The sequence below is a fragment of the Caballeronia sp. LZ001 genome, from assembly GCF_031450875.1.
GTDB lineage: Bacteria > Pseudomonadota > Gammaproteobacteria > Burkholderiales > Burkholderiaceae > Caballeronia.
Genome location: NZ_JARTVX010000003.1, coordinates 687685 through 700550, shown reverse-complemented (window position 1 = coordinate 700550; position 12866 = coordinate 687685). Strand labels below are relative to the sequence as shown.

At 60.6% G+C, this 12866-nt stretch carries 12 protein-coding genes; 5 read left to right on the top strand and 7 right to left on the bottom strand.

Annotated features, from left to right (window positions below):
* Positions 1-5: 5 nt before the first annotated feature.
* The 3 genes from P9292_RS07630 to P9292_RS07620 form a co-directional block, all read right to left on the bottom strand.
* Entirely contained in the window at positions 6-809 is an 804-nt protein-coding gene (locus P9292_RS07630) for a hypothetical protein (RefSeq protein WP_309958473.1), read from the bottom strand.
* Positions 810-959: 150 nt separating this feature from the next.
* On the bottom strand, positions 960-2339 hold the full coding sequence (locus tag P9292_RS07625; RefSeq protein ID WP_309958472.1) for a sigma-54 dependent transcriptional regulator: 1380 nt from the start codon (positions 2337-2339) through the stop codon (positions 960-962).
* On the bottom strand, positions 2324-3808 hold the full coding sequence (locus tag P9292_RS07620; protein ID WP_309958754.1) for a HAMP domain-containing sensor histidine kinase: 1485 nt from the start codon (positions 3806-3808) through the stop codon (positions 2324-2326). The genes P9292_RS07625 and P9292_RS07620 overlap by 16 nt, the downstream gene beginning before the upstream one ends.
* 428 nt (positions 3809-4236) lie before the next feature.
* Between P9292_RS07620 and P9292_RS07615 the strand changes: the two genes are divergently transcribed.
* Positions 4237-5361: a VIT1/CCC1 transporter family protein gene (locus tag P9292_RS07615; protein WP_250468220.1), complete on the top strand. Its 1125-nt coding sequence runs from the start codon at positions 4237-4239 to the stop codon at positions 5359-5361.
* A 30-nt stretch (positions 5362-5391) separates the two neighbouring features.
* Here P9292_RS07615 and P9292_RS07610 read toward each other — a convergent pair whose 3' ends face one another.
* The 4 genes from P9292_RS07610 to P9292_RS07595 form a co-directional block, all read right to left on the bottom strand.
* A complete protein-coding gene (locus P9292_RS07610) occupies positions 5392-6297 on the bottom strand; it encodes an alpha/beta fold hydrolase (RefSeq protein WP_309958753.1) in 906 nt (301 codons plus the stop codon).
* A gap of 17 nt (positions 6298-6314) precedes the next feature.
* On the bottom strand, positions 6315-7055 hold the full coding sequence (locus tag P9292_RS07605; RefSeq protein WP_309958471.1) for a DUF4118 domain-containing protein: 741 nt from the start codon (positions 7053-7055) through the stop codon (positions 6315-6317).
* 402 nt (positions 7056-7457) lie between these two features.
* Positions 7458-9257 carry a serine hydrolase domain-containing protein gene (locus P9292_RS07600; RefSeq protein WP_309958752.1) on the bottom strand — a complete coding sequence of 600 codons (1800 nt, stop codon included), beginning with the start codon at positions 9255-9257 and terminating at the stop codon, positions 7458-7460.
* A 276-nt stretch (positions 9258-9533) separates the two neighbouring features.
* Positions 9534-10769: an MFS transporter gene (locus P9292_RS07595; RefSeq protein ID WP_309958470.1), complete on the bottom strand. Its 1236-nt coding sequence runs from the start codon at positions 10767-10769 to the stop codon at positions 9534-9536.
* A gap of 138 nt (positions 10770-10907) precedes the next feature.
* Here P9292_RS07595 and P9292_RS07590 point away from each other — a divergent pair, with 138 nt between their 5' ends.
* The 4 genes from P9292_RS07590 (at position 10908) to P9292_RS07575 (ending at position 12827) form a co-directional block, all read left to right on the top strand.
* Positions 10908-11357 carry a helix-turn-helix domain-containing protein gene (locus tag P9292_RS07590; RefSeq protein WP_250468216.1) on the top strand — a complete coding sequence of 150 codons (450 nt, stop codon included), beginning with the start codon at positions 10908-10910 and terminating at the stop codon, positions 11355-11357.
* A 614-nt stretch (positions 11358-11971) separates the two neighbouring features.
* Positions 11972-12232, top strand: coding sequence for a hypothetical protein (locus P9292_RS07585; RefSeq protein ID WP_250495513.1), 261 nt, complete (start codon positions 11972-11974; stop codon positions 12230-12232).
* Between the two features lie 37 nt (positions 12233-12269).
* A complete protein-coding gene (locus P9292_RS07580) occupies positions 12270-12530 on the top strand; it encodes a hypothetical protein (RefSeq protein WP_244830526.1) in 261 nt (86 codons plus the stop codon).
* A gap of 36 nt (positions 12531-12566) precedes the next feature.
* Positions 12567-12827 (top strand): hypothetical protein, encoded by a 261-nt coding sequence (locus P9292_RS07575; RefSeq protein ID WP_309958469.1) that lies wholly within the window; start codon positions 12567-12569, stop codon positions 12825-12827.
* Positions 12828-12866: the final 39 nt, after the last annotated feature.

Sequence of the window (12866 nt, the reverse complement as noted above, 5' to 3'; positions counted from 1 at the left end):
CAGCTTCAAGGGTTGGCCGGAGCGCGGTCATAAAGCCGCGTGAGTTTTCCCGGTGCGCCGAATGCCGTTGCCTGAAGCGCGGTGCCGTACTGATTGCGCGTGCCGTAGCCTTGCGCGGATACCTTCGCGCCCGTGTGGACAAGACTCGGAAACTGCTGCGCGACCGGAGGCGTGAGCTTGATGACGGTGCCATCCGCGAGAATCACGCCGTCCGGTTCGCCGCGCGGAGCGGTGGTGACATGGGCCACTTGCCCCTGTGCGCTCAGATGCGCGAGCCCCGCGCCACGCAATTCACGCGGCATGGGTTGCGCGCCCGGAAGCGGCGGCGTATCGACGAGTTGCTGGCCGCTTCTCGAATCCGCGATGCGTTGTGCCTTGAGATTGCCGCCCGCATCGCGCAAGCCGCTGATTTGCACGCTGTCGCCGGGACGCATCGCGGAGACGAGCTGCGCGCTCATGTGCGGCGGAAAGCGCACGAGCGCGCCGTCGTCGGTCAGAAAGCCGTCGACGTCGCCATCCGGGTTGGTGAGGAAGCGGGCCACCGTGGCCCGTGTGTCCACTGCCGTGCCGGCGTCGGCTGATTCGAGCGGAGCCTGACCAGGCGGCGGCGCGAGCATGGCAGTCGGTGCGGGCGCGGCGGCAACCGGCGGAGGTACGACGGGCGCCGCTGCCGGTGGCGCAACGGGTGTCGCCGCGGCTTGCGTCTGAGCAACGCAGCCCGTGCTGGTCACGAGCAAAGCGGCACAAGCCGCCGCGCCGAACACGCGAACAGCGTTGAGTTGAATGGGATACTTCGAGGTCGATTGCATGACTCACTCCTCCACTAGGTGCGCAGTCTTTTGCAAGCCCTATGCCATGAGCCTCGACCCCTTGCAGCCTATGGGCGACGCCATGTCACGCGACCACGGTGTCAAGGAATCGGACACACGTAGTCCGGTTGCTTGACACTCGCCGTTTGCTCAGTCGCCGGAATTGGAAGAGTCGACGTTCGCCAGACGCGTATAGAGCGACTGGCGGCTGATGCCGAGCCTGCGCGCGGCTTCTGCGCGATTGCCATCGGCGAGTGCGAGTGCGCGGACGATCAGCGCCCGTTCGAGTTGCGCGAGCGCGTCGTTGAGCGGCAGTTCGGCGAGACTGGCGGGAATGGCGTCGTTGACGCTGGCGGCGGTATCGAAGAGAAAGGCGAAGTCATCGCGCGTGAGCAGCGCGCCGGGCGCAAGCGCACTCGCCCTTTCCATGGCGTTGGCGAGTTCACGGACGTTGCCGCGCCAGCCGAAGGTGACGAGCAGACGTTGTGCATCGGATGACAGATGCTTGCGCGTTTCCGGCGATGCCGCGAGCGTCGAGAGGAAGTGCTCCGCGAGCGGCAAGATGTCCGCAACGCGTTCACGCAAAGGCGGCATATGCAGCGGAATCACGTCGAGCCGGTACAGCAAATCCTGACGGAACGTACCTGCCGCGACCATGGCCGGCAGGTCACGATGCGTCGCGGCCACGATGCGCACATCGACGGCTATGGTTTGATTCGCGCCGAGCGGCGTGACCTGGCGCTCCTGAAGCACGCGCAAGAGCTTCGCCTGCATGGCAAGTGGCATGTCGCCCACTTCATCGAGGAACAGCGTGCCGCCGTGCGCCTCTTCGAAGCGCCCGCGCCGTTGTGCATGCGCGCCAGTGAACGCGCCCTTGCCATGCCCGAAGAGCTCGCTCTCGAGCAAATCCGCTGGAATCGCCGCACAGTTCACGGCGACGAACGGTCCCCCGGCGCGCGCCGACGCGCGATGCAGCACGTGCGCCGCCACTTCCTTGCCCGTGCCCGTTTCTCCGGTGATGAGCACGGTCGAACTCGTGCCCGCCGCGCGGCCAAGACGCTTTTGCACGTCGCGCATGGTTTCGCTGATGCCGAGCAATTGCGGCTCGCGCGACGGCGCTTCGTCGGCGAAGGCTGGCGGCGCGGCGGCAGGCGCATCGGCGTGCGCGGCGAGCATGCGTTCGAGCAACGCGGCGATCTCGTCGCGGCCGACGGGCTTGGTTAAATGCTCGAACGCGCCGAGCCGCATTGCGCCGATGGTGTTGTCGCTCGTCGCGTGCGCGGTGAGCATTGCCACAGGCACGCGTCGAAGGTCTGCGTTCTCGCGCAGCGATTCCAGAACCGAGAGACCGTCCGCACCGGGCAGCCGGAAGTCGAGAAAGATGCAGTCGGGGGTGTCGTGCTCACGCAGCCGCTCGAACGCCGCCTCGCCGGAGCGCGCTTCGAGCGGCGTATGACCCAAGTCCTGAACGGTTTCGGCGAGGCCTTCGCGGAAGGCATCGTCGTCGTCGATGATCAGTATGATCGCCATGGCAAATCGATCACAAAGCGCGTCACGTCGGAATCTTCCGCAAGATAGGCGCGCCCGCCATGCGCCGATGCAATCTCACGAACCACGGCAAGACCGAGCCCCGAGCCGTCGGGGCGCCCCGTCACGAACGGCTCGAAAATGCGCTCTCGTTCGGCCACGTTCACGCCGGAACCATCGTCGATGACTTCGATTCGCAGACGTTTGCCCTGCGCACATTGTGCGCCATGCACGCGCACCGTTACGTGTCCGCCCGGCGGCGCATGCCGCAACGCGTTGACCACCAGGTTGTCGAGCGCGCGCGCCAGTTGCGCGGGATCGAAGACGGGCTGGGTCGCGCCTGTCTCGACCTCCGCGTGCAGGGAGACGTCCCGGCATTGCGCGCGCGACTCGTGCGACTGCACGATCTCCGCGAGCCATACGTGCGGGTCGACCGCGCGCGCGTCGATGGTCACGGGCTGCGTCAGGGCAAGCAGGCTCGTCACCTGTGATTCGATACGGCCCACCTGCTCGATGATCGTCTTCAACGCGGCTTCGCGGCGCGTGGCGTCGCCAGCAAGCGCGTTTTCTGCTTTCAGACGCATGGCGCCTGCGGGGTTGCGTATTTCGTGCGCGATCTGCGCGGCCATCTTGCCCAGCGTGCTGAACCGCTCCGCCTGCGCGAGTTGTGTGCTCAGTGCGTTCGCTTCGCGCTGCAGGCGCTCGGCGCGTTCGACGTATCGATTGAGCGCCGCGACGATCTGATCCAGGTCCTGCTCGCCGAGCCGTTCCAGCCGCTTGCCTTGCTCGAACGCGCCCGCTGGCGCAAGCGCCTGTTCGAGCCGCGTGAGGTTGCGTTTCCAGCGCCTGAGGGCCAGCGCAAGAATGAGCGCAAGCACGACGATGATGGTAAGCACGCCCGCGAGAATGCTCGCGGCGCGCTCTCCATACGGCCCGAGCGGTGGATGCGCGCGCGTCAGCATCCACGCAAAGAGGCCGGTATGGCGCGGCACGGGACACGCGACGGCGACCACGGCATCGCCGCCGCTCGACACGACATCCTCTTGCATCTGGCTCGCGCTCGCCGCGTTTTTTAGCGTTCGCAGAATGAGCGGCGTTTCGGCCTCGGGGACATCGCGCTTAACGCCGCTGCCTTCGTACGTGGGAAAGGCGTACGCGAGAAAGCCGTTCGGTGCGCCCTTTGCAGGGGCCGCGGTCCAGAAGCCGCCTTCGATGCCATCGGTGCGGATCAGCACGAGGTCGAGGACCGCGTGCATGAGATCGAAATTGGTTTCGCCGGGACGTTGCATCGACAAGTCATAGCGCGATGCGACCGCCGCGCAGGCTACGGTTGCCTGGCTTTTCGCGGCGGTGACGCGCTCGCCGAGCGCCGAGGAAAGCATGAGCCACACGGCGGCCGTGAGCAGCCCGCAGAGGACCGCCACGAGTATCCAGAGCGCAAAGAGCTGAGCGGAGAACGACGGTCGCGGCATCAAGATAGGGAGGCTGAATGGGTTGGCGCTCTTGTAAGCAAGTATCTCGCCTAGCTTGGATCGGGAAGCGATTGTTCAAGCATTGCATGACGATGTCGAATGCTTTCGTTTTCGCGGCATATTTGTGTGGTGCAGTGAATCGCTCCTCCCAACTTCGTGATACGGTAGCGCAGCACGTGTTTCGTCGAAGCATGACGCAGCGTTGTACGTAACAGGCTTACCGCATCTTTGTTCCATCGATCATGCAGTTCGATTTCCCATTCGGGCGACCATCCTTCAAAGGCTGGTCGCCCGTTTGTGCATTTGGGCTCGCAAAACCGTGAGCAGAGTTAGAAGTGTTTTTATTCTCATCTGAGATGAGAGTCGCTTGAATATTTTTCGCGCGCCTGCGATGCGAAAGGCAAGAAGTGCGCGCGATGGGAAACGACATGGCTTCCGCACAAGAACTCAGAAAATTTCGGGCAAACCTCGCCGATGAACTTCACAGCGCCGCGATCTACGAGACGCTGTCACGCGTGGAACAAGACCGCTCTCGGAGCGAAGTCTTTAGCGAACTCGCCGCATCCGAACGAATGCATGCACTCGTGTGGGCCGATAAACTCAGGGCAAACGGAAAAAAGGCGCCTTCCGGTTTCAATGCCAAGACTTATCTCATGCAAGCGCTCGTCCATTTGCTCGGACCGCGCTTCGTGCTTCCGTCGATTGCGGCTGCGGAGTTTGCCGACCGCAACAAGTACGCGGGCAATCCGGACACCGCACGCATGTCGGAAGACGAGCAACGACATGCGAGCGTCGTGCAGGCAATGGCAAACTCGGGCATGCCCGCGGCGTCGCAAGGCGCGGACATCGCGCAAGGCGAGTCGTGGCATCGCGGCGTTTCATCCGGCAACGACTTGCGCGCCGCCGTGCTCGGCGCCAACGACGGCCTCGTCTCGAACTTCTGCCTGATCATGGGCGTGGCGGGCGCTGGCACGGGCAACAAGGCCATCCTGCTGACCGCGCTTGCCGGATTGATTGCCGGCGCCTGTTCGATGGCACTGGGCGAATGGCTTTCGGTGACCAATGCACGCGAGCTTGCGCAGGCGCAGGTATCGAAGGAAGAGAACGAACTCGAGCACAGCCCGGAATCGGAAGAACACGAGTTGACGCTCATCTACAAGGCGAAAGGACTGAGCGCGGAAGAAGCGAGGCGCGTGGCCGCGCAGATCATGCAAGACAAGGACAAGGCGCTGGATGTGCTCGTGCGCGAGGAACTGGGTCTGGACCCGGCTGAACTCGGTGGCAACCCTTGGTCCGCGGCGGCCGTGTCGTTTTGTCTGTTCGCCGCCGGCGCTATTTTTCCCACGATGCCGTTTCTGTGGACGTCCGGCACAACCGCCATTGTTCAGTGCATCGGCTTCAGTGTGCTGGCGCTGGTGGCTATCGGCATGTTCACGTCGCTCTTCAATGGCCGCAGCGCAAGCTTCTCGGCGATGCGCCAGGTTGTCGTGGGACTGGCTACTGCCGCGTTCACGTTCGGCATCGGGCACGCGCTGGGAGTGGCGGTGTCGTGATGGAAGCAAAAGCTGGACATTACCGTCACGTCAAAGGTCGCGGCGAAACCACTTCGCGAAGACGCCAGATTCCGCGAGCGAGTGGGTAGTCTGACGCCGCGTTCCTTGCGCTCGCGCGACAGAGACTGCATTCAAGCCATCGTTCTTCAGCTTGGCCGCCTCTTCAAAAAAATAATGCGTTTCGCGAGCAACCAGATCGCGTTCATTGTCCATCGTGATGATGTGATAGCAGTCGTCGAGGAAAATCTTGCGTCGACGTGTCGAACCGATACCGCGATACACGAGATCGGCGTTCGCGGTGGTGGAGATATCGTCGTCTATTGCGTGAATCAGCAGGCAATCTGCTCTGATCTTTGCGATGTTTTTGGTTACGTATTTCGCCAGGGCTTTGGCTTCGAAGATATGGTGCATCGATAAAGTGGCGGCGCCGATTTCGGAATCCCCTCGACGCTGCATGCTCTTTGCCACTTTTGCCCTTAGCGCCTCGTTCTTCAAACCGAAGGGCGAGCGCTCACGCAAGCTGTAGAAATTCCGGATCGGTGTTTTATAGGCGAGACCTAGCATCCAGTGATACCAGGGAATGGTCCAGCCGTCGTAGTCGAGCGTGACGGAGAGTAACGACAGCGCAAGAATTTCAGGCTCCTCTATGGCGAGCGCAAGCGCCAATGTGGCGCCAATGCAAAGACCGCCTACCGACACGCTGCCATACGCGCCCGCGAGTTTTCGATAATGCGCCCTGACCTGCTCGCGCCACTCGACGGACGTGCCGCATTCGGTTCCAAGTCCATACCCGGGCAGGTATGGGACATGCACGGCAAAGCCTTGTTTGACGAGCGCCCGGGCCACATAACCCATTTCCTGCGGCGTGCTTCTCAAGCCATGAAGCAATAAGACAGCATGATTTCGGCTGCTTGCGGCGTGGACGATATCCTGCATCAATAGGTTTTGAGCGCTCATTCAACAGACTCGGGCGGAACTTTCAAAATCAGATACGCGCCGTGCGAGGTAGGAAAGCGCTCCAAGCGACATGTCAAATCGGAACCAACGACATCACGGCGAGGCAATCTGACAACCCAGCTTCTTGTGACCTCGTCGCTCGATTGTTCGAAGGCCGAGGCAAATGTAGACGCGTCGCTTTCGGAAAATGTCGCCATTAGTCGCGATGAAGCCGATTCTCCTTCCAACGGCGCAAGTTCTTTTTCGAACGATTCGTTGACGTACTCATAGGACGACCCAACCTTCCCTATGTATAGGATATCGGCGCTTTCGCCCGTGAACTGACGAAGCAATCGGTCTGAAATCAAATGCGACGCCTCCGCGCTTCTTCTACGCTTGTCGGACCGTAAAAGCATTTGATGTCGGGACCGCGCGACTTCGGCAAAAAGTCTGGCTTCGTGTTGAGTGCGTCTAAGCCACTCGATCATGCAGAGGAAAAGAAGCGTAGCCGTTGGGAAAGCAACGAAAAGAATCACGTCCTCTTTGTCGAAGTATCCGAAATTGGCATACGGTGGTACGAAAAAATAGTCGGCGATAGGCACGCCAATGGCCACCACGAGTATGGCTGGACCAATACCGAGAAAGAACCCCACGAGGACCGCCGCGACCGTGAAGAAAAGTGCAGGCATGTGCGCTTCCAGCACGGGGTGCATCAACTCTCGCGCACCGAAGGCCGCGAGCGCGGCGACCAGTGCCACTCCATAGCGCCAGGCGCCTCTGGGCACCCAGCTCCTTGCGTTGTTTAACACTCGTACTCCACGGAGTTTTGGATGGTGCGTCTCGGCGTCTGAATACGTCATTCATGCGCACCCGTTGCGCGCTTCGCCGTCCGACAAACCACACCACATGCCGGCCGCGACGCGCACCATCTTTCGCTTCGATGAGCCTTGACTGAGATCGCGATGATTACGGCCATACTAAGCTTTGGATACTTAGGCGACCCTTAGCAAGCCGTTTCGCGTGATCGATTACATTACGCATACGCATGGCGACAAGGCACCAAGACGTGTGGTTCTTTTGACGTCAACGTGAGGATTTTGCTAGACGTGCCGATGCGTGTCGACGCGCCAGGCATCGACACGGCTTTCGTCGTGAGGGCGTTACACCTGCGCGTAAATCGAACTGCCCAAGGTCAGCGTGGTGGCGTTGCTCGCCGATGCAAAGCGAATCTCGTAGAGATCGCGGCCGAAGTCGCCCGGCACCTTAACCGACATGCCGCCGCGGTCATCTGCAAGCGGCACGAAGAGTTGATAGCGAAGGTCGCTATTGCCGTACAGCACGTAGCCCGGCAATTCGGGCAGGCTGGTGAGATACGCGGGCTCGTTGCCGTCGACCACTATTGGCACCGCTGTCGGCGAGTCGTTCGTCACGCGCCATTGCGTGCCCAGGCGTTGCTGCCACGCGGCGTCGAGTGGCGCGAGCGCGGCGAGTTGCTGGCCGATGGGTAACGTAAGGAAGGCATAGCCCGCGCCAGGGACGACGCGTTTCATCAGATAACGATAGCTGAATGGGCTGCCGTCCTCGTCGGTTCCGGTGACGACCGCGAAACGGTACGAGGCCGTATCGCTATTGCTCCAGTACCATCCGTCGCTGCGGTACTGATAGGCGCCCGCGCCAAGCTGCCCCCACGCGCGCGTCACACCATTCCACTGGTTGAGTTGCACGCTGCCGTCGCCGTTGGCGATCACCTGAACCGGCGAGTCCGAGTTGCCGTAGATGCCGGCCGTGTCCGCGATAACCGGACCCGTCGCCGCTGAAGGCGCCGTGCCGCCGACCGTGGGCGGCAGCGCGGCGATGGTTCCGTCCTCTTTCAATGCCGAAAGCACGATGCTCTCCGCAAGCTTGCGCGCATCGTAGCCCGTATTGCCGGTCACCATCAACGCCAGTTGCGCCTTCGGCACGATGAAGAATTCGCTCGTGAAGAAGGCCGTGCCGCCGTCCTTTTCCCATCCGAGAACGCCGGCAGCGGCTAGCCCCGGTTGCACGACTGAATCCCATGCGAGACCCCAACGCCATTCCGGCGATGGATTGATCAGGAGCCCCGCTGTCTGGTCCGTACCCATCTGCGCGATGCCCGCCGCGGACACGATCTGCTTGCCCTCGAACGCGCCGCCGCCGAGGAACATCCGCGCGAGATTCATCATGTCGCCGGGCGTCGAACTCAGCCCGCCCGTCGCGTAAGCGTTAACGAACTCCTGATATTGCGTGCCGTTCACATAGGGATACGAGAACGAGCCATCGGTCGGCACACTTGTCAGATAACTCGAATTGGTCATCTTCAGCGGCGCGAGAATGTTCGCCTCGACGAAGCTCGCGAAGCTTTGCCCGGTCATTGCCAGGACGAGTTGCTCCACCATCGTGAAGCCGTCGTTGCAATACACCGCAAGCTCGCCCGGCAAATGCTTCAGATGAGTGTTGGCGAGCTCGGCCTGCGTGTCGGCCGCATAGCCGGGAACCGGCGAGAACGTGAAGAGATTGCGCGAATTGGTACCGGGAAAACCCGACGAATGCGACAGCAGATGGCGTGTCGTGATTCGCGTGTACTCGGGGGAAAGCATCGAGAACGTGGGCAGATAGCGGACGATGGGGGTATCGAGCGTAATCAGTCCACGGTCCTGGAGGATCGTTGCGGCAAGCCCTGCAAAGAGCTTGCTAACCGATCCGATATTGAAGCGCGTCGCTGTCGTGGCCTGGGTCTGGCTCGGCACCGACGATGCGCCGAACGCCTGCTGCCACACGACGTCGTTGCCCTTGAGCATAGCAACCGAGATGGCGGCCACGGGCTGCGCCGTATTGCCGATGGCTTGCTGGATAGCCTGCTGGCCCATCGCAATGGTCTGCGGGTAGGAGGCGGCGTGGTTGTCGTCGCCGCCGCAACCGGGCAGCAGTGTCGCTAGCATGCCTGCGCCGGTGAAACCGAGGAACTGCCGGCGTCCCGAGCTGGAAGGTTTGTCGTTATTGCGGTCAGATGGAAGCACGGCGGTTCTCCTTGTTGATCCAGAGCCTACGTAGTGCGGTTTCTGCCTTGCGCGGCGAATTATAGCCTTCCTAACGGCTTCTTAGCATCGAAAATTTTGCTCTTCGGTGCGGTGTATTCGTCTCCCGTCGACATCGCCTGGACAAGCGTCATTTGCCGCTTCGCCTTTCTTGCGAAGCGGCTTTGCAAGAGTCGTCGCTTAGCGATTTTGCGAACGCAAGGTAACGGCCCAGAAAACGAGCGCAGCCACACTTACGGCGAACCCGAGGACGCAGACACCCATCCAGCCTGCTTGCGCATACACGTAAGTGGACGCCGCCGCGCCGATACCGCTCCCCGCCGAATAGAAAAGCATGTAGCAGCCCACGAGACGCCCGTGCGACGCAGTCTGGCCGCTCAAAATCATGCTTTGATTGACCACGTGCACTGCCTGGCCGCCGATATCGAGCAACGCGATTCCCACCATCAACGCGATCATGCTCTGCGGCATGAGGCTTATGGGCATCCATGAAGTCACAAGACAGATCAGCGCGATGCCAGTGGTCCACTGCCCGAGACCTCGGTCGGCCAGATAGCCCGCCCTCGCAGCGGCCAGTGCCCCGATTGCGCCGACCAGCCCGAACGCGCCGATCTGTGTATGCGACAGCGAGTGCGGCGGCGCGCTGAGCGGCAAGACCAGCGCGCTCCAGAAAATACTGAACGCCGCGAACATGAAAAGGCCGATCACGCCACGAACCCGCAACACGCGCTCGGATGCAAGCAGCATGAACATCGACCTTAGCAGTTGAGCGTAGGTCAGCTTGAGCGGGCTCATGCGCGGCGTCGGCACCGCGTTCCAAAGCACGAGCAGCATGACGACCGCCAATAGACCCGATATGAGATACACCGAGCGCCATCCTGCAAGGTCGGTGATGACGCCGGCGAAGCAACGCGCCATTAGCAATCCGACTACCACGCCACTTTGCGCGGCGCCAACTACGCGACCGCGTTCCGATTGATACGCAAGTGTCGCCGCGTACGCGATCAATCCTTGCGTCATCGCGGTGCCGAGCATCCCGACGCCGACCATGCCGATGAGCAATATCGCCGGCGAATGCGCGAAGCCGACCATGGCCAGAGCAGCCGTGAGAAAGACGAGCTGTATGCACATCAGGACCTTGCGGTTAAGCAGATCGCCAAGCGGTACGACCAGCAGCAGAGCCAGCGCGCAGCCAACTTGCGTTGCCGTGATGACGCCGCCAACGGCTGCCTGCGTAATGCGGAAGTCTTCGGCAATGGCGTCGAGCAGGGGCTGCGCGTAGTAGACGTTCGCGACACTTACCGCGCAGCACACTGCGCGCAGCAAAACGAGGACGGACGGCAGTGAGCGAGGCGCATCTTCTGCGGGATTGTCGTTTTGTTCTGTCGCGTCGCACGGTGTGCTTCCGGCATTCATGAATCGCCCTGCCCTTATATCTTTAACTAGTTTCACAATGCAACTAGATCCAGTCTAGAAAAACTTGTTTTAAAATGCAACTGGTTGAGATGGGTCGCTAAGACGGATATCGGTTCGGATTTGACTGGAGAAATGCAAATGGCGCAGCGCAAAAGTCTTGCGGATTCATCGTGTCCCGTCGCACGGGCACTCGATATCGTAGGCGAGCGATGGGCGCTGCTTATCGTGCGCGATGCGTTCGACGGCGTGCGTCGCTTCGGCGAGTTTCAGGAAAGTCTCGGGATCGCGCGCAATATTCTCGCCGACCGCTTGCGACTCCTCGTCGATGCGGCCGTGCTCGAAGTGGTCCCTGCGTCGGACGGCTCCGCTTATCAGGAATATGCGCTAACGCCGAAGGGCGAAGCGCTGTTCCCTGTGATTGTCACGTTGCGGCAATGGGGTGAAGCCAACCTTTTTGCACGCGGCGAAAAGCATTCGCAGCTAATCGATCGCGCGAGCGGTAAGCCGGTGGCTAAGCTGACGTTGCGTACGGCTAGCGGTATCGCACCCGCGGCGCGTGGAACATACGTTAAGAAAGTCACGGTGTGACGATCTTTTTCGGTGTGAAAGGCACTCAGAACAATTGATTTCAACGTTGAGTAAACCAGACTGCGCCGATGAATGGTCTGGGCCTACTCAAGGTCATCCGCCTTTGAGATCGTCAACTCGCCCGACTTAACGATCGCATGTTTCAGTCGATGAACTTAATTGCACGCTCTCCGCTTGATTCGTTGCCTTCGGCGCGTCGACGGATTCGTCTGCGGTGCGGACACGAGTGCATTGTGGCTTAGCAAGTTCGAACCATCATTCGATTAACACCGTCGCGTGCAGGCTCTCCTTGCCATGTACTCTCGGCACTCGACAAAAGACCTTCAGAGCGCAGCCGCGTCTGCCTTGGAAATCGTGAGTCGGAGACAAGTCCCAAAGGTGTCGGTTTGTGACGTTCACTTTCTAGAGCGCTGTCTGCCGCTCTAATACACCCCCAATTTCGAATGCGTAAGGGCGCTTGCCCTTAAAAGCCGTTTTTAGCATTTTTAACGTTTGAATTCATTCACTTAGAAAATAATAAACGCCTTAGCGGCTTGCTTGGCATGCCTCTCGCATATGTAGCTGCGAGCGCAACAAATCAACGCTCGACCAACCAACCACTTAGGAGATTCACCATGCTGACGATCAAAGACCTCGCCGCTTCCAAAGAACTCGGCCGTGCTGAGATGGGCGCCATCACGGGCGGTAGCTCGTTCTTCTCGAATGCCGGTATCAACAGCAACGTTCAAGCAGGCGGCGTGTCCTTCGCTTCGCCGCAAGCGAACATCGCGCCTGTCACGCAAGTCGATGCATCGACCACCACCAACGTCGATCTCAAGACCGTCAACAAGTCGATTACCGCCGTGGGCAGCCTGCTCGGCGGCATGGCGCTTTGATTCACACTATCCAATCACATTGTTTAGGAGATTCATCATGCTGACCATCAAGAACCTCGTTGCTTCCAAGGAACTCGACCGCGCTGAAATGAGCGCCATCACGGGCGGTAATTCGCTCTTCTCGAACGCCGGTATCAACAGCAACGTACAAGCTGGCGGCGTGTCGTTCGCTTCGCCGCAAGCGAACATTGCACCTGTTTCGCAAGTCGATGCATCGACCACCACCAACGTCGATCTCAAGACCGTCAACAAATCGATCACCGCTGTGGGCAGCCTGCTCGGCGGCTTGGCACTTTAATTCACACCATCCAAACACATTCTTAGGGGATTTATCATGTTGACTATCAAGAACCTTGCTGCTGAGAGAGAACTCGATCGCGCTGCAATGGGCTCCATCGCGGGCGGCTTCTCGATCTTCTCGAACACCGGCGTCAACTCGAACTATCAGGCAGGCGGCGTGTCTTTCGCGAGCCCGCAAATCAACGTCGCACCGGTCACGCAGGTCGATGCCTCGCAACACACGAACGTAGATGTCAAGAGCATCACCAAGTCGGTCGATGCGCTCGGCAGCATGTTCGTCGGCATGAAGGTCTGAGGGCTCGCAGGCTCAGAGAGGGAAGGACCACGTGCCTTC

Coding starts and splice junctions, on each gene's coding strand:
- P9292_RS07615 (WP_250468220.1), top strand. CDS start 4,237: ATGGCTTCCGCACAAGAACTCAGAAAATTTCGGGCAAACCTCGCCGAT.
- P9292_RS07625 (WP_309958472.1), bottom strand. CDS start 2,339: ATGGCGATCATACTGATCATCGACGACGACGATGCCTTCCGCGAAGGC.
- P9292_RS07590 (WP_250468216.1), top strand. CDS start 10,908: ATGGCGCAGCGCAAAAGTCTTGCGGATTCATCGTGTCCCGTCGCACGG.
- P9292_RS07580 (WP_244830526.1), top strand. CDS start 12,270: ATGCTGACCATCAAGAACCTCGTTGCTTCCAAGGAACTCGACCGCGCT.
- P9292_RS07575 (WP_309958469.1), top strand. CDS start 12,567: ATGTTGACTATCAAGAACCTTGCTGCTGAGAGAGAACTCGATCGCGCT.
- P9292_RS07620 (WP_309958754.1), bottom strand. CDS start 3,808: ATGCCGCGACCGTCGTTCTCCGCTCAGCTCTTTGCGCTCTGGATACTC.
- P9292_RS07610 (WP_309958753.1), bottom strand. CDS start 6,297: ATGCAGGATATCGTCCACGCCGCAAGCAGCCGAAATCATGCTGTCTTA.
- P9292_RS07600 (WP_309958752.1), bottom strand. CDS start 9,257: ATGCTAGCGACACTGCTGCCCGGTTGCGGCGGCGACGACAACCACGCC.
- P9292_RS07630 (WP_309958473.1), bottom strand. CDS start 809: ATGCAATCGACCTCGAAGTATCCCATTCAACTCAACGCTGTTCGCGTG.
- P9292_RS07585 (WP_250495513.1), top strand. CDS start 11,972: ATGCTGACGATCAAAGACCTCGCCGCTTCCAAAGAACTCGGCCGTGCT.
- P9292_RS07595 (WP_309958470.1), bottom strand. CDS start 10,769: ATGAATGCCGGAAGCACACCGTGCGACGCGACAGAACAAAACGACAAT.